Origin of the sequence: Synechococcus sp. BS56D (assembly GCF_004332405.1) — a bacterium.
Taxonomy (GTDB): Bacteria; Cyanobacteriota; Cyanobacteriia; order PCC-6307; family Cyanobiaceae; genus Synechococcus_C.
Window position 1 is genome coordinate 422,387 of record NZ_PHQU01000001.1, and the last position, 23,664, is coordinate 446,050.

The following is a 23,664-nucleotide window of genomic DNA, read 5'->3' on the forward strand; positions in this document are numbered from 1 at the left end:
TCAGCAGGGCTCAAAGCGGGCATTCAGAGCAGGACCACCCCCGGGCGGAACCCTGCAGGGACCAGCGTCCGGACGTTCCTTAGGCCTGGAGGAATGGACAACGGAGCTCACGCCTGGAGCCTTTGCCACCCTTGATGGGGCAGCAACCGGTTCATCAAGCCTGACCTGCGCGAGGTCGATGCGCTGACTGGGCAGCATCTGCATGGCCAGGTTGTACGTAGTGGTGGCGGCAGCCAGTAGAAGCACCAACTCGAGCTTGGGAGGGATCGATGGCCAGCGGGAAGGGGGCATGAGAAGCAACTGCGCAGGCTCTGCCCAGTGGAGCGCGGAGCCAAGGCCCAAATGTGACTGAATCGCCACCCAACAGTGACGCGATGTATACGGAACCGGGGCGCAGCGATTCGTAAGGTGTAGGCCTCCTTGTCGTGTGGTGTCTCCGTCATGGTCAGCAGTGCATCGACCCAGCGCACCTCCTCGGAGCAGGCGCAATTCTTCTCCTATGGCGAAGCCGCCAACCCGATTCGCAGTGGCCTGACAGCGTTGGTGCCCTATCGATCCTTCTCACCTGCCTTCTTCCAGGAGCCTGGTAGCGCGGTGCTGCCGCTGGATTTGAGTGAGGAGCTGGGCTGCGCAGGCCCCGCCACGGGTCCGTCTCTGTGTGCCAACTTCATCCGCCTGGATCAAGGCGAGTTGCGAACCGCCGCCGTAGCGACCAGCCAGTTGTTCTTCGTGGCCGAGGGCGAGGGAGAAACCGCGGCCTGTGGTGAACGCTTCGCCTGGAGCAAAGGCGACATCCTTGTGCTGCCGGCCGGCGGAGACGCCATCCACACCTGCGCCCACAAGGCTGCCATCTACTGGGTTCACGACGCACCACTGTTGCGTCATCTCGGAGTCACACCAAGCGAAAGCCGGTTTAAACCAACCTTCTACAGCCACCGCGACAGTCAGCGCCATCTAGCTGAAATCGCCGAAAGTCCCTCCGGTGCCAAGGCCAATCGGGTGAGCGTGCTCCTGGGCAACAGCGCCTTCCCTCAAACGCGCACGGTGAGCCCCACACTCTGGGCCATGCTGGGGATCCTGCCGGCGGGACAGGAGCAGAAGCCACACCGCCACCAATCCATTGCGCTTGATTTCGCCGTGGCCTGCCAACCAGGCTGTTACACCCTGATCGGCACGCAGCTGGATGATGATGGCAAGATTCTCAATCCCCATCGGGAGGATTGGCTTGAAGGGGCTTCCTTCGTGACACCGCCCGGCTACTGGCATTCGCACCACAACGAATCCGGGGCCGATGCCTATGTGCTTCCCATTCAAGATGCCGGCCTGCACACCTATCTGCGCACTCTCGACATCCTGTTCAGCAGCTCAGGGGGTCTAGCGACGGAGACGCCGCTGGGTGACTGACTGCCAGGCACCAGTGCTGTCATAGCGACGGATCAACTGCTCAAGCTGTCCATCAGCCGGCATCCACCAGGCTTCCACGCAAAAAGAAGCGCGATGGCCAACTTGCTCAGGCACGCGAAAAGCACCGCCATCGGGCAGCCAACGGACTCCAGCAAGATCCTGAACTCCAAGGCACGACTGCACAGAGGCCAGGGATGGTTCAGGCCAGTCCGCCGTGATCGTCAGCTCCTCGCCATGCCATTCACCACTCAGCTGCTCAGGCGAGAGGGATGGGCGTTCAGGCGAATCAGTTCCGGCTCGAAACTCCCGAATCAGAACAGATCGCTCAAATATTCCGGACTCACTAAAAAGAATCACCAGGCGATGACGCCGGTCGGCGTCGATAAAACCGAATTCGCCACCAAAAGCAGTCCCAGGAGCAAGCTGCTGAGACCCCTTGCAGAACGTGCCTGAAGGGAAGAACACAACCTGACGCCCCAGTGTTCGATAGTCCTGCTGCATGGAGCTAGTGGGTGCGCCGCGATCAGCCGCCGAGCCGGAAAGCGACGGATCCTCCCAGCGCTGCAACCCAAAGCGCACCAGGCGCTCACCATCTCCCTGTTCCAAGGTGAGAATCGAACTGGTACGAGACAACTCTCGCTGCTGAGAATCAAGTGACGCAAATGTGCCATGCCACTCACCGAGATTGCGCAGAAAGTTCTCCCACTGACTCGTCATCGATGAGATCGAAAGGATCGTGACGCTAAGCCTTCAGCGATGAGAGCGCTGTAACTGTCGACCACACAAGGCCCCGTCAACTTTGGATCCCAAGTAAAAACCCCGCCCGGTTAACCGGGCGGGGTCGAGGAACGACTCTTGGGGAATCCAGATGGATTCAGCTGAGCAATCAGCCGAACTTGCCGGATGTGGAGGCGATCAGGAAGGCGGCATACGTGAGGATGTAGCCGATCGTGAAGTGGGCGAGACCCACCACACGGGCCTGAACGATTGACAGAGCCACAGGCTTGTCGCGCCAGCCAACCAAGTTGGCCAGAGGCGTGCGCTGATGAGCCCAGACGATGGTCTCAATCAGCTCCTGCCAGTAACCACGCCAGGAGATCAGGAACATGAAGCCTGTCGCCCACACCAGGTGGCCGAACAGGAACATCCAGGCCCAGACGGCGAGGTTGTTGCTGCCGAAGGGGTTGTAGCCGTTGATCAGCTGCGAGCTGTTGAGCCACAGGTAATCGCGGAACCAACCCATCAGATAGGTGCTGGACTCGTTGAACTGAGCCACGTTGCCCTGCCAGATGGCGAGGTGCTTCCAGTGCCAGTAGAAGGTGAGCCAACCCACGGTGTTCAGAGCCCAGAAGACGGCCAGATAGAAGGCGTCCCAGGCCGAGATGTCGCAGGTACCGCCACGGCCGGGGCCGTCGCAGGGGAAGGAGTAGCCGAAGTCCTTCTTGTCAGGCATCAACTTGGAACCACGGGCGTCCAGCGCACCCTTCACAAGGATCAGGGTGGTGGTGTGGAGTCCAAGAGCGATGGCGTGGTGGACCAGGAAGTCACCAGGACCGATGGGAAGGAACAGGTCGTTTCCACCGTTATTGATGGCATCCATCCAACCGCCCATGTAGGCAGCGTTGGCGTTGGCAGCCACACCGCCAGCGTTGGAGAGCAGCACGTCGAAGCCATAGATCGCCTTGCCGGAAGCGGCCTGGACGAACTGAGCGAAGACGGGCTCCACCAGGATCTGCTTCTCAGGAGTACCGAAAGCCACGACCACGTCGTTGTGGACGTAGAGGCCGAGGGTATGGAAACCGAGGAACAGGGAGACCCAGCTCAGGTGGCTGATGATCGCTTCCTTGTGCTCGAGCATCCTGGCCAGGACGTTGTCCTTGTTGGCTTCGGGGTCGTAGTCACGGATGAAGAAGATCGCACCGTGGGCGAAGGCACCGCACATCAGGAAGATGGCGATGTACTGGTGGTGGGTGTACAGGGCTGCCTGAGTCGTGTAGTCCTTCGCGATGAAGGCATACGAGGGCATCGAGTACATGTGCTGCGCCACCAGGCTGGTGACCACGCCGAGGGAAGCCAGAGCGAGGCCGAGCTGGAAGTGCAGGCTGTTGTTGATGGTGTCGTAAAGACCCTTGTGGCCAGCGCCCAGGTCACCAGGGGTGCCCTTGGGGGGGTTGTGGGCTTCGAGGATCTCGCGGATGGAGTGGCCAATACCGAAGTTGGTCCGGTACATGTGACCGGCGATCACGAACAGAACGCCGATGGCCAGGTGGTGATGCGCAATGTCGGTGAGCCAGAGGGCTTCCGTCTGAGGGTGGAAACCACCCAGGAAGGTCAGGATCGCGGTGCCTGAGCCTTCAGCGGTGCCGAACACCTGACCCATGGAGTCGGGGTTCTGGGCGTACACCCCCCAGTTGCCGGTGAAGAAGGGTCCCAGACCGGCGGGGTGAGGCATCACGTTGAGGAAGTTGTCCCAACCAACGTGCTGACCGCGGGATTCAGGGATCGCAACGTGAACCAGGTGACCGGTCCAAGCGATCGAACTGAAGCCGAAGAGAACGGCCAGGTGGTGATTGAGGCGTGATTCAGCGTTCTTGAACCAAGCCAGGGAGGGACGGAACTTGGGCTGCAGGTGCAGCCAGCCGGCGAAGAGGGCCCAAGCCGACAGGATCATCATGAAGATGGAACCCTGATACAGCTCGGCATTGGTCTTCATGCCGATTGTGTAGAACCAGTGATAAAGGCCTGAGTAGGCGATGTTCACCGGGGAGGAAGCACCCGCCTGGGTGAAGGCGTCAATCGCGCCCTGACCGAAGTGGGGATCCCAGATTGCGTGAGCGATGGGGCGCACGTGCAGGGGGTCGGCGACCCACTGCTCGAAGTTGCCCTGCCAGGCGATGTGGAACAGGTTGCCCGAAACCCAGAGGCCGATGATCGCCAGGTGACCGAAATGGGTGGAGAAGAGCTTTTGATAAAGCTTCTCCTCCGTCATTCCGTCATGGCTCTCGAAGTCGTGAGCCGTGGCGATGCCGTACCAAATACGACGGGTTGTCGGGTCCTGTGCCAGACCCTGGCTGAACGAAGGAAATTTCGTTGCCATTAGGGAAAAGACAGGTGGAGATCAGCCGACCACAAGGATGTGGGCGTGGAAGAAGGCCCAGGTGGTCGCAATGCCGCCCAGGAGGTAGTGGGCAACACCCACGGCACGGCCCTGGGTGATGGACAGCGCACGGGGCTGGATGGCAGGAGCCACCTTCAGCTTGTTGTGAGCCCAGACGATGGACTCAATCAGCTCCTGCCAGTAGCCGCGGCCGCTGAACAGGAACATCAGGCTGAAGGCCCAGACGAAGTGAGCACCAAGGAACATCAGGCCGTAGGCACTGGTGTTGGAGCCGTAGCTGTTGATCACCTGTGCGGCCTGAGCCCACAGGAAGTCACGCAGCCAGCCGTTGATGGTGATGGCGCTGTTGGCAAAGTTGCCGTTGGTGATGTGCTGGACGGAACCGTCAGCATTCACCGTGCCCCACACATCGCTCTGCATCTTCCAGGAGAAGTGGAAGATCACGATGGACAGGGAGTTGTACATCCAGAACAGGCCCAGGAACACGTGGTCCCAGGCGGACACCTGACAGGTACCACCACGACCGGGGCCATCGCAGGGGAAGCGGAAGCCCAGGTTGGCCTTATCGGGCACGAGGCGGGAGCTGCGGGCGTAGAGAACACCCTTGAGCAGGATCAACACCGTCACGTGAATCGTGAAGGCATGGATGTGGTGCACCATGAAATCGGCGGTGCCCAGAGGAATCGGGGCAGCGGCGACCTTGCCGCCCACAGCCACGACAGTGCCGTTGAACACTTCACTCACGCTGGAAAGAGCGTTGGGAGCAGTGCTACCGGCAGCGGCGGCGTGGAGGCCCTGGATCCATTGCGCGAAGACGGGCTTCAGCTGAATCGCAGAGTCGCTGAACATGTCCTGGGGACGGCCCAGGGCACGCATGGTGTCGTTGTGGATGTAAAGGCCGAAGCTGTGGAAGCCCAGCCAGATGCAGACCCAGTTCAGGTGACTGATCAGGGCATCGCGAGCCTTGAGCACCCGGTCGAGCACGTTGTCCACATGCTTGGCGGGGTCGTAGTCGCGGATCATCGCGATCGCGCCGTGAGCGGCGGCACCGACGATCAGGAAGCCACCGATCCACATGTGATGGGTGAACAGACCGATCTGGGTGGGGTAATCGATCGCCATGTACGGATAGGGAGGCATCGCGTACATGTGCTGAGCAACGATGATGCTCAGGGAGCCCAGAAGGGCGAGGTTCACGGACAGCTGTGCATGCCAGCTGGTGGTCATGAACTCAAACAGGCCGTCATGGCCCTTGGAAGCGGGGAACAGCAGGGGATCACCCTTCTGACCCTCGAGGATCTCCTTGATGGAGTGACCGATGCCCCAGTTGGTGCGGTACATGTGACCGGCCACGATGAACAGCACCGCGATGGCCAGGTGGTGATGGGCGATGTCGCTCATCCACATGCTGCCGGTGACGGGGTTCACGCCACCCTTGAAGGTCAGGAAATCGCTGTAGGCGGCCCAGTCACCACGGAAGAAGGCACCGATGCCGGCGCTGAATCCGGGATAGAGCTGCGCAAGCAGATCCTGGTTGAAGAACTCGTGGGGCAGGGGAATGTCAGCCACGGAAGCGATGGTCTTGCCGTTGAGCACCAGCGGCTGGCCGGCGTCGATGGCATCCATCAACTTGGTGGTGGGCAGAGACACGTGCAGAAGGTGTCCGGTCCAGGACAGTGACCCCAGGCCGAGAAGACCGGCCAGGTGGTGGTTGAGCATGGACTCAACGTTCTGGAACCACTCCAGCTTTGGAGCTGCCTTGTGGTAGTGGAAAACGCCGGCGTTCAGCATCAAGCCGGCCATCACCAGGGCGCCAATGGCCAGGGCCATCAGCTGCGTCTCGTTGGTGATGCCCCAGGCACGCCAGACGTGGAAGAGACCGGAGGTGATCTGAATGCCTTGGAAACCGGCACCCATATCGCCATTGAGGATCTCCTGGCCGAACACCGGCCACACCACCTGAGCACTGGGCTTCACGTGGGTGGGATCGGCAAGCCAGCCGGAGAAGTTGGAGAAGCGAGCGCCATGGAAGAAAGCGCCGCTCAGCCAGATGAAGATCACGGCCAAGTGGCCGAAGTGAGCACTGAAGATCTTCCGAGAGACCTCCTCAAGGTCACTCGTGTGGCTGTCGAAATCGTGAGCGTTGGCGTGGAGGTTCCAAACCCAGGTGGTGGTTTTGGGACCTTTCGCGAGGGCACGGTCGAAATGTCCGGGCTTGCCGAACAGTTCAAAGGTCGCTGGATTGTCGACCTTTTCGACCTGGCTCTTCGCGGTGCTCCCACGCTCTGGTGGGCTGATGGTCATCGAGTCGTTCCTCGAGGGACGGGGTCGAGGTGGAGGGCCACCCCTCCGACAAACCGGAGGTTCATCGGGGCCCCGGATGCAGCGCAGCAAGGCTTCACCACACCCGGGCGCCAGTGGTTTTCAGAGGCGGAAACCCCTGACTCTCACTGGAGCATTGGGCCCCAAAGAGGGGACCGCTGGCGGAAGCATAGAGGCGAAGATCCGCCACTCGGCACGGGAGTTACAAAGGTTCAATCCCTCAGCGCACCAGTCGTGGCATGGGGTCTGCGGAAGACTGATTAACAGCAAATCCGAGAAGATTGATCGCGCTTGTTTTATCAATTCGGAAAAACATTTCCCAGCCGCTAACACAAACTCTGGCGACTGGGCACCTGTGCGCCTTCAGACCAGAATGCCTTCTATCCGCCGCACCGTCCATGGGGGACTCGGCTCTGCGCCGCCTGATCACCGTCCTGATGACAGGCCTGATGGCGGGCCTGATCTCTGTGCTGATCCTTCTAGAGGTCCCAGCCCCGGCACAGGCCCTCAGCCTGCCTTGGTCACGGGGGACGACTGATCGCGAGCCAGTGACGCTGCCCGCAGCCGGTCCCTCAGGCCGACTACAGGAGGTCGCCGCACCAGGGGCCGTCCAGCAGCTGCGGCGAGAGCTTGCGAGCCACCAGCCTCGCCTGAGCCTTGAAGGGCCTAGCAACGACAGCGTGCTCAATGGGGAGACCTGGACCCTGAAGCTCAGGGTGGAGGACTGGCCTGCAGCCTCAGATCCAGAGCTCGGCCTCGGTGCCCACATCGCTTTGCAAATCGATGGGTCACCGCCTCAGCGCTTCAGCCAAGTGAGCAACGGGCATCTGCAGGCTCAGCTGCCAGCCCTCAGCCCTGGCAGTCACAGGCTCAGTGCCTACGCCGCGTATCCGTGGGGGGAAGCGGTGAAGACCCCTGGCGCCAGCCTGAACTGGCGGCTCCATCAAGCCCAGGCTCTCGAAGGCACCCAACCGGAGCAAAACGCCCCCTGGCTGGAGCTCGTCAGCCCATCAGAACTCAGCGCAGGCGAGCCGCTGCTGCTCGACTGGCTCATCTGGAATGCACCGCTCCAGAACCTGCGCGCAGGGGATGCGCGCTGGCGTCTGCGACTCACCCTCAACGGCGACAGCTTCCTCATGGATCGCCAGGAGGCTCTCTGGATTCGTGGCCAGGGCAGCGGGAACCAGGAGGTGCAGATGGAACTGCTCGACAGCCTGGGCGAGCCGATCACTCCCGTCTTTAACAATCAACTGCGGGTCGTGACCAACAGCCGAGGCAAAAGGCCCGTTTGGATGCAATCCAGCCTGAGTGGTCAGCAGCTGGCGCGACTCCTGGGCCAGGCACTGCCCGAACAGGAGCCAGCCCCCAAACCAGCCGCCATTGCAGAGCCTGTGGCCGATCCAATCGTCGCCCCTTCATCAGAGCAGACGCCGAACGCCCCAGCGGTTGCTCCACAAGCAGCAAGCCCTGCGAAAGCGGCAACAGAGAACGGGCCAACGGAGAACGCATCCAACGCATCCACAGCAGAACCACCCGCGCAAAACGCACCGGCAGAAGACGCACGTGCTGTCCAACCCGACGGGACAGATCCTGGGGAAGAACAGCCTTCTTCTCCAAAGACTTCCCCACAACAACCTCCTGCAGAACAGCCTTCTAAGGAGCAACCTGCAACCCGTCTGATCCCCCGGGCCGAGCCGCCGCCGCTCGCCCCCACCACCAGCCTGGGAGGATCAGCTCGGGAGCTGTTGAACGCCGATGGCACCCAGCGCTGATCCTTTGAGCCTGACGTTCTGAACGCCGCAACGCCCGCCTCTAACGCTCCCCACTCTCTGGCCATGGGGCTTTCCGCCAGCGCCTGGCCATTGCTGCAACGCCTCAAGCAAGGCGGTTACGTCGACACCCTTGCCCTGACCGTTCAAGCGGCCTCAGGGCTTGAGGAGCAACCTGCCGATCTCCAGATTGGTCGTGCCGCAGACCTCCTGAACGAACACTGGGCGCGCAGCAGCACCCTGATCGTGATCGGCGCGTTGGGAGCCGTCACTCGCTTGGTGGCACCCCTGCTGACCCATAAAGATCAGGATCCAGCTGTGCTGGTGCTCGATGCCCACGGGCGCGTTGTCATCCCCCTGCTGGGAAGCCACACCGCAGGCGCTGAACAGCAAGCCCGCGAATTGGCGGCAGAACTAGGAGGTGAGGCAGTGCTCACCGGCGATGCTGCCAGCCAGGGACGCCTGGCCCTTGATGCCTTCGGGGAAGCCTGGGGCTGGCGGCGGGGAGGTCCCACGAGGGCCTGGCATGACCTCATGATCCGCCAAGCCGGGGGCGAGACCAGCACCATCCGCCAATCGGTCGGCAACCAACTGTGGCGTCAACTGCCAGGAGCGGCAGATCACTGTTGTGAAGCGGAAGACGAAGCGTATGCCGATCTCACAGTCACAGCGGAGGCCAGCCCTGCTGATGGCTGTCGCTGGCATCCGGCCTGTCTCTGGCTGGGAATCGGCTGTGAGCGCAACACCAGCCCAAGCCTTGTGCTTCGCGCGATCGACCGGGCCTTGCGCCAGGCAGGACTCGCCCCCGAGGCGGTGGCAGGGCTGAGCACCATCACGCGCAAGGGGGATGAACCAGCCCTGCTCCAGATCACTGCGGAACAAGGGTGGCCCCTCCAGCTTTTCGAGCCAGAAGCCTTGGCTGCTGTTGAAGTCCCCACCCCATCCCCCGTTGTAGAAGCAGAAATGGGGACCCCATCGGTGGCGGAAGCGGCCGCCCTCCTGGCGGCTGGAGCCGAAGGGCGCCTGGTCCGAGCGAAAAGCATTGAGAAGCCGCTTGGCCCGGAGGAACGGGGAGCGGCCACGGTGGCGATCGCCCTTGGCGGACAGTCCTATGCACCTCAACGGGGGGAATTGCATCTGATTGGCAGCGGCCCCGGAGACCTGAGCCTGCTCACCGCTGATGCCCGTCGCGCCCTGGCACGCTGTGCCGTCTGGGTGGGCTACGGGCTGTACCTCGATCTGCTCGAGCCCCTGCGCCGGAGCGACCAGGCCCGCCTTGACGGCCAGCTCACCCGCGAATGGGAGCGCTGCGCCGAGGCCCTCGACCTGGCACAGCAGGGGGTGAAGGTGGCCTTGATCTCATCAGGCGAGAGCGGCATCTACGGCATGGCAGGCCTGGCCCTAGAGCTCTGGTTGCAACAACCCGAAGGCCATCGGCCCAGTTTTCAAGTGCATCCAGGAATCTCAGCCCTGCAGCTGGCAGCGGCTCGGGCGGGCGCTCCGCTCATGCACGACTTCTGCACCATCAGCCTGAGCGACCGGCTCACCCCCTGGGCAGTGATCGAACGGCGCCTGGAGGGAGCGGCGGCAGGCGATTTCGTCGTGGCGCTCTACAACCCCCGCTCCAAGGGGCGCGATTGGCAGCTGGCGCGAGCCATCGAGCTGTTGAGAACCGAACGAGAGGGCAGCACCCCTGTGGTCTTGGCCAGGCAGCTGGGCAGGGCTGACGAGACGATCCAACACACCACGCTGGAAGCGCTGAATCCCTGTGATGTCGACATGCTCACGGTGGTGCTGATCGGGAACAGCACCACTTATGAGAAAGCCGGAACGATGGTCACCCCACGGGGCTATCCGGGCGCCAGCCTGAGCTGACGATCGCTAGGGATCGTCAGAAAAGAGAGCCCAACTCCTGACCTCGAAGGGCATGACTCATGCAGTCGGGATGACAGGATTCGAACCTGCGGCCCCTTCGTCCCGAACGAAGTGCGCTACCAAGCTGCGCTACATCCCGATGGCCCGACTGTAGAAGATGACCTCCACCTTGAAACCTGAGTGGCTGCGCGTGAAAGCGCCGCAGCGCGAGCGCATCGGCGCTGTTGCTGACCTGCTTCTCGACCTCAGGCTCAATACGGTTTGCCAGGAGGCCAGCTGCCCGAATATCGGCGAATGCTTCGCCGGCGGCACCGCCACGTTTCTGATCATGGGGCCCGGCTGCACCCGCGCTTGCCCCTACTGCGACATTGATTTCGACAAAAGTGTTCGAGAGCTGGATCCCACCGAGCCCGAGCGCCTCGGGGAAGCCGTGGCGCGGCTTGGCCTCAAGCACGTGGTGATCACCTCAGTGAACCGTGACGATCTCACCGACGGCGGGGCCAGCCAGTTCGTGGCCTGCATCGAACAGGTGCGGCAACGCTCACCCCAGACCACGATCGAACTGCTGATCCCCGATTTCTGCGGCAACTGGGAGGCACTGGCCACGGTCTTGGACGCTGGTCCAGACGTGCTCAACCACAACATCGAGACCGTTCCCAGCCTCTATCGCAAAGCCCGGCCCCAGGGTGTCTACAGCCGATCCTTGGAACTGCTGGAACGGGTTCGCCATGGTTGGTCAAGGGTCTACAGCAAGTCAGGGCTGATGGTGGGTCTGGGCGAAACCGATCAAGAGGTGCTCGAGACCCTCGCCGACCTACGCCGCCATGACGTCGACATCGTCACCATCGGCCAGTACCTCTCCCCTGGCCCCAAGCACCTACCGGTGGACCGCTTCGTACGGCCAGAGCAGTTCGAAGCGTTCCGCCGCCATGGCGAAGAGGAGCTCGGCTTCCTGCAGGTGGTGAGCACACCACTCACCCGCAGCAGTTATCACGCGGGCGAAGTGCGGAAACTGATGGCATCGCATCCGCGCTGAAGGCATGGGCGCGAGTCAGACAGCCTGTTCAATCCACAGGCGGAAGGCGCTGACCGAGCCAGGCCGCTTCCTCCCTTGCCGCCGGATATAAACGGCGAAGCTGTTCATGGCTGTCGTTGTCAGACACCTCCAGTAGCCGCCGATATCGGCTGAGCGACGAACGGGGGAAAAGAAGAATCCCTGAAACAAGGGCGAGGCCGCTACCGATCAAGTAATCAATCCACCGATTCGGGATGTACCAGGCCACGAGCGGCCCATAGCCGGCAAAAGCCACACCGCTCGAAATCAGCGCCGTGCGCAGGTAGGGGCCAAGATTCAAGGCAGCCACAAGGGCAGCGGTCCCGCCCATCGCCAGGGCCACCCCCACGCTGTTGAGACCGATGCTGTTGAACACCAGCAGGGGCATCAGCACCCCGAGGCTGACACCCACCATCCGATCGCGCACTCGAGCGAGGGTCGCGCCGATGCTGTCGTTGAGCAGCAACACCACACCGAAATAGAGGTACTTCGGTGTCTGCGTTCCAAGGCCGACGCCAATCGCTAGGGCGAACGCCGCCAGCACGAGCTTGCGCCAAAAGCTCCAGCTTGTGAAAGCCAACCGGTACCGCTCCGGCAGGGGCAGATCCTCTCCTTCCGGCCCACTGGGCGGTGCCGGAGCGCCGTAACCGGGTGGCGTCAGACCCCATTGCAGAGCAGTGCCAATGGCCAGACCCATGGCAATCGCCTCCATCTGATGGCCCCAGTCAGCCCAAGAGGCGGACAGATCAAGCAGGGGAAGCACCCCTGCAGCAGCCACCACATTGGTGAGCAACGCCAGCTTGGCTGGCAGCGCCACCGCCAACAGCTGCATCACCACCCCAACGAGGCCGAACCACCACACCTGGGGGGCATCGGGAAACATCATGCGCACACTGAGCCCAACGGCCATCGCGACACCAGCGATCAGCAGCAGAACCGGGTAGATCAGCGCAGGCCAACGGCAGAAATCAGGACGCACCACCAACACGCCCACCACCACGCCGTAGGCGGCGGGGATGTCGCCCAGACCGAGCGTGAGGCAGATCAGCCGCGTGATGCTCGCAGCCAGACCGATCGCCAGCGCCGCCCGCAAGCCGAGCCACTGGGCCTCAGTCGCCATGGGGATCGGCAGGGTCATGCTTGAGCGCCTGCACCCAGCCCACCAGCAGCACAATCATCAGCAGCGCCAACCAGAACCAGAGCCTTGGTGCCGTGCTGAACACCGTGATCGCGAGCAACACGAGGGCGATCCACGGCGCCGGCTGACGCAGGGCGTTCAACCAACTGGATGATGCAAGGGAACGACGGGACATGGGGAGGCTGGAAGATCAAAGATTCAGCGATTGAAGCCGGCAATCCAGCGCAGAAACGGCAGGGCGTAGCTCAACAGAGAACGTCGTTCAACTGAAGCCTTAGCTTCTGCGGGCTGACCGGCCTCAAACCGCAGATCCGGGCCCCGACCGCCACTCCAGCGCAATCCTGAGGGAGTGCTGGCTGATTCCAGTTCCACTCGCACGAGCATCAGAGGCGCCGTGGCCTTACCCGGAAGAATCGCCAGCGGATCACCGCCTTCTCCATAGGCTTCCTGCCGGGCCCGCGCCACCAGCGACACCGCCAGGTCCGCTTCGCCCACCACACTGGCGAGGGCGGCCGAATCCAGCGGTGTGGGCGAAATCGCCTTGATCGTTCCTTCGACGCCGCCGTAGCGCTGGGCCGTGCCGCCGTATTGATTGCGGCTCTGCAGGATCGGTTCGATCTCGATCGATTCGCCGATCCGAAGCCGCGTTGCATCAGCCTCTGTGAACAGGGCCATCGCCTGCCGAGATGCCGAGCGGGACTGCTCCAGTGCCAGCGTTCCAAGACGCTCACCAGGGAGCACGGGCTGCCCCTCCTCCACAGCCCAACTCACCAGTCGGCCAGCCGCGGGAGCACGCAACTCAAGCGCCTGATTCTGAGCCTCCAGTTCTGCCCGGGTCGCCCGCAACTGGGCCTGCTGTGCCTGAAGGAGCCCTCGATTGGCCTGCAACTGAGCCATCTTGGCCTCCAGCGAGCGGATCGCTGCCTTGTTGCCCAGGTAGAGATCCTGCGCGGCCACCCAGAGGGGGCTGTAGGTGGGGATCACCTTCTTCTGGCGAAGGCTTTCCAGCGCAGCAAGTTGCTCCCCCACAGGTTGATTACTCACCTGCAAGGTGCCGATCTGCTGGCGCAAAGCCACCAGCTCCGAACTGTTGGCGGACAGTTGGTCAACCAAACCCCGCTGTTGTTCAGCATTAGCCTCTAGCTGACGATCGAGCGCCTGAGGCTGCCCCTTGGGAACAGGGCCACCGCCAGCAGCCTGATCGATGCGATCGAGCCTGGCGAGCAACTGATCGCGGGCAACACGAGCACCGACTGGGACGCTCAGATCCAGAACCTGGCCTGGAGTGCGGCTGTAGAGCCCCCGTCGATCGCCAGGGGCCAACAACACAGCCGCACCGAATACCTCAACATCGATCGCGGGTAACACCGCCCACACGGCCGTCGCTCCGCTGACGAGAGCAATGGGCCAGCACCGATGCAGCAGAGCACCCATCTGCAATTGAAAACCGCGCGTAGGGTAACGCCGTTTTCGGATGGCTCAGCGCCTCCCCTGACATGTCAACCGGCATGCTCCGACGACGAGTCCTGGCCTCCCTGCTCATGGCAGCCTCGACCTGGCTGCCCGCCAATGCCGAGCCGGAACCGCTTGGCCTCAGCCTTGATCAGGCCCTCGAGCGAGGCATGGATGCATCGCTCGCCCTCCAACAATCAGAGGCCGAGAAGCAAGCCGCCACGGCTGGGGTGGGACTCAGCCGCAGCCTGTTTCTGCCGAAGCTCGATGTTGTGGGCCTCGGCAGCTGGGCTCAAGTGGGCAGCTCGGTTGGCTTTATTTCCAATCTGCCCACCATCGGCGACCTGAATCTTGATCTGGGCAGTGATGGCTACGCAGTCATCCAAAACAGCTTCGGCAATCTCGGGCTCGCACTCACCTACCCCCTGATCGACTTCGAGCGGGGACCACTGCTGTCGGCGGCCAAGGCCCTCGATCAGGCCGCCGCGGCACAGATCGCCGAGCAGCGGCGACAGAGCCGGTTCGCCATCACCAATGCCTACCTGAACCTGCAGCTCAGCGATGCGCTGATACCCGTGTGGCAGCGATCGATCGCCCTCTCCGGCGAACTGCTCAAGGATGCGGAAGCGCTGCGGGATGGAGGGCTGGGCGCACGCATCGATGTGTTCCGCGCTCGTGCCCTGCTCGCCACCGACCAGCGCGGACTCAGCGCCGCCCGCTCGGCCCGGGCGATCGCCGCCAGCGCCCTGGCCCGATTGCTCAACCTTCCGGCCGATCAGAGGGTGGAAGCCAGCGATCCCCTCTTGGCCCAGTCGCCATGGCCGCTGCAGCTGCAGGCCTCGATCGAGGCCGCCACCCGCAATCGCCCGGCGCTGGAGGTGATCGCGCAAGCACAGGCTGCTGCGGAAGCGAAAGTGCAAGCAGCCCAGGGCACGATGCTGCCGCGGGTGGGGCTCCTGCTCGGCGGCGGCATCAGTGGCGACAACCTGAATGTGCCGGTGCTCAACAGCGGTGGCCGCGTCAGCAATGTGCCCGTCGCCGGTGAACTGGAGTTGCCAACGATGAACAGCAGCGGCAATGCCAGCGGCAGCTTTTACGACTACGGCGTGTTGCTCACCCTGCGCCAACCCCTGTTCGACGGGGGGCTGTCAGCCCAGAGTGCAGCCCTGGCGCGCAGTCAGGTCGACCAACAACGCTTACTGCTGGAACAACGCAAACAGACGATCATCCAGGCGGTGGAGACCTTCTGGCACACCCACCGCAGCGCCAAGGCCGCCATGGTCTCAAGCCGGGAAGCCGTGATCGCCACCGAAGAAGCGGTGCGGGATGCCCAGCTGCGCTATCGCGCAGGCATCGCGTCGGTCACCGAACTGCTGCTGGCCCAACGCGATCTGCAAGCGGCCCGCAGCGCTGAAGCCACGGCGATCCAGCAATGGAATCTCAGTCGGGCCGGCCTGGAGCTGGAGACGGGGCGTCAATGAGCGGCAGCCCCGCCACCGGCCGCCATTCCTCCAAGGTCCAGTGCACAAGGCCACGGGCAATCATCGGATCCTTCTGAACAAGTGCCAGGGCTTGGTCGTAGCTCTCAGCCTTCAGCACCAACAGCCCCCCGCCGCCAGGTTGGCCCTCGCCATCAACAAGGAAGCCACTGGAGAGAATCGATCCTGAGGTCCGCTGCTGCTCCACCCAATCGCGATGGGCATCCAGATGAAGACGACGCTGAGCCACGGATAAGGCAGCCGTGGCAGGCGTGAACGTCTCGTGCTTGATGAAGAGGGGCACGCCTGGGGCCTGGCCGATCAGGCCGCAACGGCCGTGCGATCCACCAGACCCATGGCCGCCCGCTCGCTGGGAGGGACCAGCAGCTTGAAGCGGCTCTTCCAGCTGCTCCAGTCAGAGAGGATCGCAGCGGCTTTCTCACTGCCTGTGGAGGCCAGATGGGCTTCCAGCAAGGGCTTGAGCACAGCTTCCTGCTCGCTGGTGTCGACGGCACGAATCTCCACGATCTCGTGGTTCACCCGGTCCACCAGGCCACCCGACTCATCGAGGATGAAGGCCACCCCACCCGTCATGCCAGCGCCGACGTTCCGGCCAGTGCTGCCAAGCACGACCACCACGCCACCGGTCATGTATTCACAGCAGTGGTCACCAGTGCCTTCGACCACGGTGCGAGCACCGCTGTTCCGCACCGCAAACCGCTCGCCGGCGCGGCCATGCACCAGCAACTCACCCCCTGTTGCGCCATACAGGCAGGTGTTGCCAAGAATGACCTGGTCCCCAGGAGACGCGGTGCCTGGGTTCGGCACCAGCACGATCCGACCACTGTTCATTCCCTTGCCGATGTAGTCATTGGCTTCGCCCTGCAGGCGTACATCCATGCCCTGGACAAGGAAGGCCCCGAAGCTCTGGCCTGCAGCACCCTGGAAATGGAGCTGCAACTGACCGTTAAAACCGCGGTTGCCGTGGCGAGCAGCAATCTCACCGGCAAGACGAGCGCAGACGCTGCGGTCGGTGTTCACGATCTCGATGCTGCGCTGAATCGTGCCGTGGCTCTCAATCGCCACCATCAGCTCGGCATCGGCCAACAGCTGATCCTCGAGCACCGCTCCATTGCCATGGGCATCGGCAGCGTGGGTGAGCCAAGAGCGATTGTCCGTGCCTGCCACCGGAGCCAGGAGGGTGGTGAGATCCAGGGACTCCGTCTTCTCGAGTTTCACCTGCCGCCTCTGCAGCAGTTCATTGCGACCGATCAAATCCTCGAGACGTGCCACACCCAGCACGCTCAGCAGCTGACGCACCTCTTCGGCAACGTAGAAGAAGAAATTGACGACATGTTCAGGCAGCCCTGTGAAGCGTTGACGCAGGGCCTCCTTCTGGGTGGCCACACCAACTGGGCAATTATTGGTGTGACAGACGCGAGCCATGATGCAGCCTTCGGCGATCATCGCCACCGATCCGAAACCGAATTCCTCAGCGCCCAGCAACGCTGCCATCACCACATCCCAACCTGTTTTGAGGCCGCCATCGGCACGCAGGAGCACGCGATCGCGCAAGCCGTTCTCCATCAAGCTGCGATGGACCTCGGTAAGACCGAGTTCCCAGGGCCCACCGGCATGTTTGATCGAGCTCAGAGGTGAGGCGCCCGTGCCACCGTCATGACCAGAAATCTGGATCACATCGGCATTGGCTTTGGCCACTCCGGCAGCGATCGTGCCGATTCCGATCTCAGCCACCAATTTCACCGACACCTTGGCGCTCGGATGCACCTGGTGCAGATCGTGGATCAACTGCGCCAGATCCTCAATCGAATAGATGTCGTGATGAGGTGGTGGCGAAATCAACGCCACCCCGGGCTTGCTGTTGCGCAACCAGGCGATGTACTCATCCACTTTGGGGCCGGGCAGCTGACCGCCCTCGCCGGGCTTGGCCCCCTGGGCCACCTTGATCTCCAACTGCTTGCCGCTGCGCAGATATTCCGCCGTCACACCAAAGCGGCCTGAAGCAATCTGCTTGATGGCTGAGCAGGCGGTATCACCGTTGCGCAGTCCCTTAATGGCAGGGAGAGTCGCCGAACGCCCCTCAGCATCCACATCATTGAGCGGACGGAAACGGGCCGGATCCTCACCGCCCTCGCCACTGTTGCTCTTGCCGCCAATGCGATTCATCGCCACGGCGAGGACTTCATGGGCTTCCCGGGAGAGAGCTCCAAGGCTCATACCGCCGGTACAAAAGCGAGAACAGATACTTTCCACACTCTCCACCTGATCAAGGGGGAGGGGCGTGGACGAAGTCTTGAACTCAAGCAGGTCCCGCAAGGCGGTCACCGGCCTGTTCTCCAGAAGCGTGCGATAGGTGCCGAAGTGGTCATAACCGGGGCCTTCATGGACGGCCTTGTGCAGCGCCTTCGCCATCTCCGGGCTGTTGAGGTGGTATTCACCGCCAGTGCGGTACTGCACAAAGCCCATGAACTCGAGCTTGCTGCGGTTGAGCTCGGGGAAGGCCTTGGCATGGAGCAGAAGCGTTTCCCTGGCCAACTCGCGCATGGAGAGGCCCGCCACCCGGCTGGTGGTCCCTGCAAAGGATCGCTCCACCACGTCGGCACCGAGACCGATCGCCTCAAAGATCTGAGCACCGTGATAACTGGCGAGCAGGGAGATGCCGATCTTGGAGAGGATCTTGCGGAGACCGTTCTCCAGGGCGATCCGCACATTCGCCTGGGCGTCTCCAGGGGTGAGGGCAGGCAGTTTGCCCTGTTCGATTCGCTTCTGAGTTTTGGGATGGGCCAGCCAGTGGCGGGTGGTCTCCCAGGTGAGCCAGGGGCAGACGGCACTAGCGCCGTAGCCGATCAGACAAGCGAGGTGATGGGTGCTCCAGCACTGGGCGGTCTCCACCACCAGAGAACAGCGCAGGCGCTGGCCCGTCCGAAGCAGGTGATGGTGCACGGCACCAACAGCCAGTAGGGGTGGCAAGGCGGCAGCGGTGGCCTCAAGCGAAGAAGGCATGCCGGCCAGGCCATGGCGATCGCTGAGCACAAGGATCTGCGTCCCGGACTCAACGGCAGCGGTGGCAGCGGCACAGAGCCGATCCAGAGCCTCCGGGAGACTGTTAGCCGAAGCCGTGGGATCAAAGTGCGTCGACAGGGTCGTGCAAGGCAGACCCTGCTGAGCCAGAGCCCGAAGCTCCTCTTCATTCAGCACCGGCGAGTCGAGGTGCACCAGAGCTGCGGCCTCCGCCTGGGGGCGAAGGGCGGGGCGACGTTCACCGAGATGCATCTCAAGGCTCATCACCAGCTTTTCCCTCAGGGGATCAATCGGCGGGTTGGTGACCTGAGCGAAGCGCTGCTTGAAATAGTCGTAAAGCAGATGCGGCTTGTCAGAGAGCACCGCCAGAGGGATGTCATCTCCCATGCAGTAGGTGGGCTCCTTACCGGCACCCGCCATGTCCTCGATCACCAGCTCGAGATCTTCGGCGGTGAAACCAGTCGCTGTCTGCAAACGGAGCAGATCCAGATCACCGAGCTGACGGTCCTGCGTCCAGGCCTGGGCATCAAGGTGGCGGCGATGCTGCTCAAGCCAGCTGGCGTAGGGATGGCGTGATGCCGCGTCTTCTTTCACAGCCCAGTTTTCGAGCAGCTCGCCCCGCTCGAGATCCACGGCCAGCATCTGCCCCGGGCCGAGGCGGCCACGGCTGACCACGGTTTTGCCGCTGAGGTCCACCACACCGGTCTCCGAGCCCATGATCACGAAGCCATCGCTGGTCGTGCACCAGCGGGCCGGGCGGAGGCCGTTGCGGTCGAGGGTGGCGCCCACCCGCTTGCCATCGGCAAACACGAGAAGCGCTGGGCCATCCCAGGGCTCCTGAATGCCGGCATTGAACTCATACATGGCCTGCACAGCAGGCCGACTTTCGAGCTCAGGCTGGTGACGGAAGGCCTCCGGAACCAGGGTGATCAAGCTGTCCGTGATCGAACGACCACTGCGGACGAGTAACTCGAGGGTGGCATCGAGGTTGGCTGAATCACTAAAGGCCGGATTGACCACTGGGTTGAGGTCACCCGCAGCTTCACCCCAGACCTCATGCAAGCGCGACTCGGAGGCTCGGGCCCAGTTGAGGTTGCCGAGCAGCGTATTGATTTCCCCGTTGTGGCCCAGCAATCGCATGGGCTGGGCAAGGGGCCAGCGGGGCAGGGTGTTGGTGCTGAAGCGGCGGTGATAAACCGCAAAACTCACCGCAAATCGAGGATCGCGGAGATCGGCGAAGAAGGCAGCGAGAACCTCCGACCGCACCATGCCCTTGTACACAACGGTGCGGCTGCTGAGGGAGGCCACATAGAGATCCCGAGCCGCCTCAGCCCCCCAGACCTGACGGGCGCGATCACCAATCCGACGCCGCAAGCGGAAAAGCAGGGCCTCCAGCTCATCGCCAGCCTGATCAGCTGCCACGAGCCACTGGTGGATCGCTGGAGCGGTCTCGCGCGCCAAGGGGCCGAGCACGGATGGGACCACCGGAACCTCACGCCAGCCGCAGGAGCGCAAGCCGAGGGCCTCTGCCTCCTCCGCCGCAAATCGCTGTGCCTCGTCGAAGCGACTGGGGTCTGCAGGCATGAACATCATGCCTAGACCACGACCACCAGTGACCTCTGCCACCTCGGGCCAGACGGCCGCCAGATAACCCCAGGGGATCCCGCAGAGCACTCCGGCTCCATCGCCGGAATCGCCATCACCGCCGCACCCGCCGCGATGTTCCATGCAGCCGAGACCGCGCAGGGCCTGCTGAAGGAGCCAATGGCTGGCCTCACCTTGAAGCTGTGCCAGGAAACCCACACCACAGGCGTCCTTCTCACCGGCCACTGCCGCTGGAGCACTGCTGTCGCAGTAAGGCCAGAAGGGGCCGGAAAGGTGTGTCATAACCCGACGACGCGATCTCAGATCTTAAGGACGCGTGGTGCCTGTTCAGGATCCGGCTAGCGTCTGGCCCATGGTTGATCCACCGCTGCCGCCAGCGCCCGTCGCCGAGGTGCGTGTCGCCAGATCGATCAAGGGCGATCGCATCCGCCTGGCGGGAATGGACCTGAACAGTCCCTGGCTCTGGGTTGGGGGCGGTCGAACCCAGCCGACGCAACTTTGGCTTCCCCTCGAGCTTCTTGTGAACAAGCTCGGGTTCCAGCGAAGCGAAGCAGCAGACGGCCCGCAGCTGGAGTGGTACGGGCGCAGGGCAAGCCTGCGGAGCCTGCCCCAACGCAGCCTTGACGACGAGGTGGCGATCGAGGTGGCGGAGTGGCTGAGCAGCACCGGCGTGGGTTTGTCGCGCTCGGAGCAGACCCTGCGCCTGACCCTGGCCTCCCCGCGCCTACAGCGACTGCGACGGGGGAAGGGCAGCACAGCCAACCGACTCGTTTTTGACCTCTCGGGACCAGCGCTGGTGCAGCGCCAGGGCAATGATCTGATCCTCCGAATCAGCACCACCCCAACCCAGGCCGGACAGCTGCGGGGGATGGGACTGCGGATCCAGCGTCAGCGGCTGCAACTCACCCTGATCGGCGCGGGGCAGAGCTTGTCCACCCTCACGCTGGCCGAGCCCTGGCGGATCGTTCTGGATGGGGTCCGTTCGGGCGAGGGCGGTGGGAGGAGCCAAGGCCGTGACCCCCTTGCAGCAGCACTGGTCGATCCCCGGATCCGGGCGCTGATTCGCGATGGGCTCGTGCTAGATCGCCGCTCGCTGACCGTGGGGGTGAAACCGCTGCGGATCTATCGGGTTGGCAGTAACCCTCTGCAGCAGGGCCTGCGCCTGCAACCCCTTGCCCCTTTACATGCCCAGCAAGGACTCCGCTTCCTCAACCAGCTCTCGCAACCGGCCGGGGCACTGCTCGCGGTGAACGGCGGTTTTTTCAACAGGGTGCGGCAGCTTCCGCTCGGGGCGGTTCGTCTGGACGGCACCTGGCTGTCAGGACCGATCCTGAACAGGGGGGCCATCGGCTGGGACAGCGGCAGCCGGCTGAACTTTGGACGCCTGAGGCTGCATCAGGAGCTTGTGGTCTCCGGTGGACAGCGCTGGGGGCTGGCCAGCCTCAACAGCGGCTATGTGCAGAAGGGGCTGAGTCGCTACACCCGTGCCTGGGGGCCGGTGTACCAAGCGCTCAGCGGCCAAGAGCAGGCCCTGAGCATTGACGATGGACGCGTGCTTACCGTTCATGGCACCGCAGCCCTGGCCAGGGGGGTGCCCCTCGCAAGTGGTGTCGATCTGATCGTGGCCCGGGGGGGCGCACCACTACCGGCCCAGATTGGAGATCGCGTTGAGTTGCGCTCTGAGGCTTCCAATCCGCTCGGCAATCGGAGGCAAGTCATGGGCGGTGGCCCACTGTTACTCCAGGGGGGCCGGGTTGTTCTTAATGGTCGTGCGGAGGGGTTCAGCGCAGGCTTTATGGCACTGGCGGCACCGCGGACGGTTGTGGCGCAAGACCGCGATCGGCTTTGGCTGCTGACCCTGGAGGGTGCCGGCGGCAGCGATCCCACCCTGCTCGAGACCAGCCTGGCCCTGCGCCAACTTGGACTGGACGAGGCCCTGAACCTCGACGGAGGCAGCTCCACGTCACTCCTGGTCGCCAACAGGCTTGTCATGAGCGGGCGGTCCTTCCCACCGCGGGTGCAGAACGCCCTGGGACTGGTGCCAGAGTGAGCAGCCTCACGATCAGATCCGGAGCCATGGGCACGAACCTGCTGATCACGCCGGCTGCCGCTGCAGAGCTTGGCCGCCAGGCCGCTGTTGCCGGAACGCCAGGTCAGATGCATCTTGATCTGCTGGATGGCAGCTGTGAAACCCATGTGATCCGGCTGCAACCGGGACCAATGGGAGGAGTGCCAGTGGCCCGCGCCGATGGCATCACCCTGCATGCTCCCGCAGGCCAGGCGGGGCAGCTGGAGGGGCTGTGCCTTGATTACCGCGGCGATCTCAGCGGTGGCGGCTTTCTGGTGACCGCCCGCAGCGGCATTCGCTGCTGCCCTTGCGGCAGTGCTTTCACACGCCTCTGAGGACACTGCAGGCGACCCGGTATGGTGGTGGATTGTCGAACCAGGTCGGGGTACCGGCCGCATCCCGACCGTCGATGCCAACCATCCAACAGCTGATCCGTCACGAGCGCCAGACCCTCAAGGCGAAGACCAAGTCTCCAGCCCTGCGCTCATGTCCCGAGCGCCGGGGAGTGTGCACACGCGTGTACACGTCCACGCCCAAGAAGCCCAATTCGGCTCTGCGCAAAGTGGCACGTGTGCGCCTCACCTCGGGCTTCGAAGTGACGGCCTACATCGGTGGCATCGGCCACAACCTCCAGGAGCACTCTGTTGTGCTGATCCGCGGCGGTCGTGTGAAGGATCTGCCTGGTGTCCGTTATCACATCATCCGCGGAACGCTTGACACCGCCGGCGTGAAGGATCGTCGCCAGTCGCGCTCCAAGTACGGCGCCAAGACTCCTAAGGAGTGATGGCAGTGCGTCTCTCATTGACGCCCCAATCCTGAAACCACCCTTTTCCCCTTTCTCTCTTACCCACGGTTCATGTCCCGCCGTAACGCCGCCGAGAAGCGCCCGATTCTTCCCGATCCCCAGTTCAACAGCCGCCTCGCCACGATGATGGTGGTGCGCTTGATGAAGCACGGCAAGAAATCCACCGCCCAGCGGATCCTGTCCGATGCCTTCAGCCTGATCGGCGAGCGCACCGGCGGTGATCCCCTCGAGCTGTTCGAAACGGCCGTGAAGAACGCCACGCCTCTGGTGGAAGTGCGAGCCCGTCGAGTCGGTGGTGCGACCTACCAGGTGCCCATGGAAGTGCGCCAGGAGCGCGGCACAGCAATGGCCCTGCGCTGGCTCGTCAGCTTCTCCCGTTCCCGCAACGGCCGCAGCATGGCCCAGAAGCTCGCCGGTGAATTGATGGATGCCGCCAACGAGGCCGGCAACGCCGTTCGCAAGCGCGAAGAAACCCACAAGATGGCCGAAGCCAACAAGGCTTTCGCCCACTACCGCTACTGACTCTCCCTCGCC

At 63.2% G+C, this 23,664-nt stretch carries 18 protein-coding genes and 1 tRNA gene; 9 read left to right on the plus strand and 10 right to left on the minus strand.

Annotated elements, in window-relative coordinates:
- On the minus strand, window positions 1-291 hold the full coding sequence (locus tag CWE17_RS02465) for a hypothetical protein (protein ID WP_131454748.1): 291 nt from the start codon (window positions 289-291) through the stop codon (window positions 1-3).
- 150 nt (window positions 292-441) lie between these two features.
- Here CWE17_RS02465 and CWE17_RS02470 point away from each other — a divergent pair, with 150 nt between their 5' ends.
- The gene (locus CWE17_RS02470) at window positions 442-1,404 is read left to right on the plus strand and encodes a cupin (protein ID WP_131454749.1); all 963 of its coding nucleotides are present in this window, start codon (window positions 442-444) and stop codon (window positions 1,402-1,404) included.
- On the opposite strand, the gene CWE17_RS02475 is transcribed toward CWE17_RS02470, so the two are convergent.
- From CWE17_RS02475 to psaA, 3 genes are all read right to left on the minus strand, one after another.
- A complete protein-coding gene (locus CWE17_RS02475; protein ID WP_131454750.1) occupies window positions 1,375-2,121 on the minus strand; it encodes a DUF3598 family protein in 747 nt (248 codons plus the stop codon). The genes CWE17_RS02470 and CWE17_RS02475 overlap by 30 nt on opposite strands.
- Window positions 2,122-2,290: 169 nt before the next feature.
- A complete protein-coding gene (gene psaB, locus CWE17_RS02480) occupies window positions 2,291-4,501 on the minus strand; it encodes a photosystem I core protein PsaB (RefSeq protein ID WP_131454751.1) in 2,211 nt (736 codons plus the stop codon).
- Window positions 4,502-4,522: 21 nt separating this feature from the next.
- The gene (gene psaA, locus CWE17_RS02485; protein WP_131454752.1) at window positions 4,523-6,826 is read right to left on the minus strand and encodes a photosystem I core protein PsaA; all 2,304 of its coding nucleotides are present in this window, start codon (window positions 6,824-6,826) and stop codon (window positions 4,523-4,525) included.
- A gap of 416 nt (window positions 6,827-7,242) precedes the next feature.
- Here psaA and CWE17_RS02490 point away from each other — a divergent pair, with 416 nt between their 5' ends.
- Window positions 7,243-8,616: a hypothetical protein gene (locus CWE17_RS02490; protein ID WP_131454753.1), complete on the plus strand. Its 1,374-nt coding sequence runs from the start codon at window positions 7,243-7,245 to the stop codon at window positions 8,614-8,616.
- Window positions 8,617-8,679: 63 nt separating this feature from the next.
- A complete protein-coding gene (gene cobJ, locus CWE17_RS02495; protein WP_131454754.1) occupies window positions 8,680-10,488 on the plus strand; it encodes a precorrin-3B C(17)-methyltransferase in 1,809 nt (602 codons plus the stop codon).
- Window positions 10,489-10,553: 65 nt separating this feature from the next.
- Here the strand turns inward: cobJ and CWE17_RS02500 are convergent.
- Window positions 10,554-10,627 (minus strand) — tRNA-Pro (locus tag CWE17_RS02500).
- Window positions 10,628-10,645: 18 nt separating this feature from the next.
- Between CWE17_RS02500 and lipA the strand changes: the two genes are divergently transcribed.
- The gene (lipA, locus tag CWE17_RS02505; protein WP_131454755.1) at window positions 10,646-11,524 is read left to right on the plus strand and encodes a lipoyl synthase; all 879 of its coding nucleotides are present in this window, start codon (window positions 10,646-10,648) and stop codon (window positions 11,522-11,524) included.
- A 28-nt stretch (window positions 11,525-11,552) separates the two neighbouring features.
- Here lipA and CWE17_RS02510 read toward each other — a convergent pair whose 3' ends face one another.
- From CWE17_RS02510 to CWE17_RS02520, 3 genes are read right to left on the minus strand one after another with little or no spacing between them, the layout of a single operon-like run.
- A complete protein-coding gene (locus tag CWE17_RS02510; protein WP_240789202.1) occupies window positions 11,553-12,680 on the minus strand; it encodes an FUSC family protein in 1,128 nt (375 codons plus the stop codon).
- Window positions 12,652-12,855, minus strand: a complete 204-nt coding sequence (locus CWE17_RS12120; protein WP_131454756.1) for a hypothetical protein — start codon at window positions 12,853-12,855, stop codon at window positions 12,652-12,654. The genes CWE17_RS02510 and CWE17_RS12120 overlap by 29 nt, the downstream gene beginning before the upstream one ends.
- A gap of 23 nt (window positions 12,856-12,878) precedes the next feature.
- Entirely contained in the window at window positions 12,879-14,114 is a 1,236-nt protein-coding gene (locus CWE17_RS02520; protein WP_131454757.1) for a hypothetical protein, read from the minus strand.
- 107 nt (window positions 14,115-14,221) lie between these two features.
- Here CWE17_RS02520 and CWE17_RS02525 point away from each other — a divergent pair, with 107 nt between their 5' ends.
- Window positions 14,222-15,613 carry a TolC family protein gene (locus CWE17_RS02525; RefSeq protein WP_240789203.1) on the plus strand — a complete coding sequence of 464 codons (1,392 nt, stop codon included), beginning with the start codon at window positions 14,222-14,224 and terminating at the stop codon, window positions 15,611-15,613.
- On the opposite strand, the gene CWE17_RS02530 is transcribed toward CWE17_RS02525, so the two are convergent.
- Window positions 15,573-15,914, minus strand: coding sequence for a YciI family protein (locus CWE17_RS02530; RefSeq protein ID WP_131454759.1), 342 nt, complete (start codon window positions 15,912-15,914; stop codon window positions 15,573-15,575). The two genes, CWE17_RS02525 and CWE17_RS02530, sit on opposite strands and share 41 nt — an antisense overlap.
- 17 nt (window positions 15,915-15,931) lie before the next feature.
- Window positions 15,932-20,539, minus strand: coding sequence for a glutamate synthase large subunit (gltB, locus tag CWE17_RS02535; protein ID WP_131454760.1), 4,608 nt, complete (start codon window positions 20,537-20,539; stop codon window positions 15,932-15,934).
- A 70-nt stretch (window positions 20,540-20,609) separates the two neighbouring features.
- Here gltB and CWE17_RS02540 point away from each other — a divergent pair, with 70 nt between their 5' ends.
- The 4 genes from CWE17_RS02540 to rpsG all read left to right on the plus strand — a co-directional run bounded on the left by CWE17_RS02540 (window position 20,610) and on the right by rpsG (window position 23,652).
- Window positions 20,610-22,307, plus strand: coding sequence for a phosphodiester glycosidase family protein (locus CWE17_RS02540; RefSeq protein WP_131454761.1), 1,698 nt, complete (start codon window positions 20,610-20,612; stop codon window positions 22,305-22,307).
- Window positions 22,308-22,333: 26 nt separating this feature from the next.
- Window positions 22,334-22,660: an AIR synthase gene (locus CWE17_RS02545; RefSeq protein WP_131454762.1), complete on the plus strand. Its 327-nt coding sequence runs from the start codon at window positions 22,334-22,336 to the stop codon at window positions 22,658-22,660.
- A 74-nt stretch (window positions 22,661-22,734) separates the two neighbouring features.
- Window positions 22,735-23,109, plus strand: coding sequence for a 30S ribosomal protein S12 (gene rpsL, locus CWE17_RS02550; RefSeq protein ID WP_131454763.1), 375 nt, complete (start codon window positions 22,735-22,737; stop codon window positions 23,107-23,109).
- A gap of 72 nt (window positions 23,110-23,181) precedes the next feature.
- Entirely contained in the window at window positions 23,182-23,652 is a 471-nt protein-coding gene (rpsG, locus tag CWE17_RS02555) for a 30S ribosomal protein S7 (protein WP_131454764.1), read from the plus strand.
- The last annotated feature ends 12 nt before the right edge of the window (window positions 23,653-23,664 follow it).

Excerpts from the sequence above, each read along its gene's own strand:
- CWE17_RS02510 (WP_240789202.1), bottom strand. The coding sequence starts at position 12,680 with ATGACCCTGCCGATCCCCATGGCGACTGAGGCCCAGTGGCTCGGCTTG.
- CWE17_RS02545 (WP_131454762.1), top strand. The coding sequence starts at position 22,334 with ATGGGCACGAACCTGCTGATCACGCCGGCTGCCGCTGCAGAGCTTGGC.
- CWE17_RS02475 (WP_131454750.1), bottom strand. The coding sequence starts at position 2,121 with ATGACGAGTCAGTGGGAGAACTTTCTGCGCAATCTCGGTGAGTGGCAT.
- CWE17_RS02470 (WP_131454749.1), top strand. The coding sequence starts at position 442 with ATGGTCAGCAGTGCATCGACCCAGCGCACCTCCTCGGAGCAGGCGCAA.
- rpsL (WP_131454763.1), top strand. The coding sequence starts at position 22,735 with ATGCCAACCATCCAACAGCTGATCCGTCACGAGCGCCAGACCCTCAAG.
- cobJ (WP_131454754.1), top strand. The coding sequence starts at position 8,680 with ATGGGGCTTTCCGCCAGCGCCTGGCCATTGCTGCAACGCCTCAAGCAA.
- CWE17_RS02465 (WP_131454748.1), bottom strand. The coding sequence starts at position 291 with ATGCCCCCTTCCCGCTGGCCATCGATCCCTCCCAAGCTCGAGTTGGTG.
- psaA (WP_131454752.1), bottom strand. The coding sequence starts at position 6,826 with ATGACCATCAGCCCACCAGAGCGTGGGAGCACCGCGAAGAGCCAGGTC.
- CWE17_RS02525 (WP_240789203.1), top strand. The coding sequence starts at position 14,222 with ATGGCAGCCTCGACCTGGCTGCCCGCCAATGCCGAGCCGGAACCGCTT.
- gltB (WP_131454760.1), bottom strand. The coding sequence starts at position 20,539 with ATGACACACCTTTCCGGCCCCTTCTGGCCTTACTGCGACAGCAGTGCT.
- CWE17_RS02490 (WP_131454753.1), top strand. The coding sequence starts at position 7,243 with ATGGGGGACTCGGCTCTGCGCCGCCTGATCACCGTCCTGATGACAGGC.
- lipA (WP_131454755.1), top strand. The coding sequence starts at position 10,646 with ATGACCTCCACCTTGAAACCTGAGTGGCTGCGCGTGAAAGCGCCGCAG.
- CWE17_RS02540 (WP_131454761.1), top strand. The coding sequence starts at position 20,610 with ATGGTTGATCCACCGCTGCCGCCAGCGCCCGTCGCCGAGGTGCGTGTC.
- CWE17_RS12120 (WP_131454756.1), bottom strand. The coding sequence starts at position 12,855 with ATGTCCCGTCGTTCCCTTGCATCATCCAGTTGGTTGAACGCCCTGCGT.
- psaB (WP_131454751.1), bottom strand. The coding sequence starts at position 4,501 with ATGGCAACGAAATTTCCTTCGTTCAGCCAGGGTCTGGCACAGGACCCG.
- rpsG (WP_131454764.1), top strand. The coding sequence starts at position 23,182 with ATGTCCCGCCGTAACGCCGCCGAGAAGCGCCCGATTCTTCCCGATCCC.
- CWE17_RS02520 (WP_131454757.1), bottom strand. The coding sequence starts at position 14,114 with ATGGGTGCTCTGCTGCATCGGTGCTGGCCCATTGCTCTCGTCAGCGGA.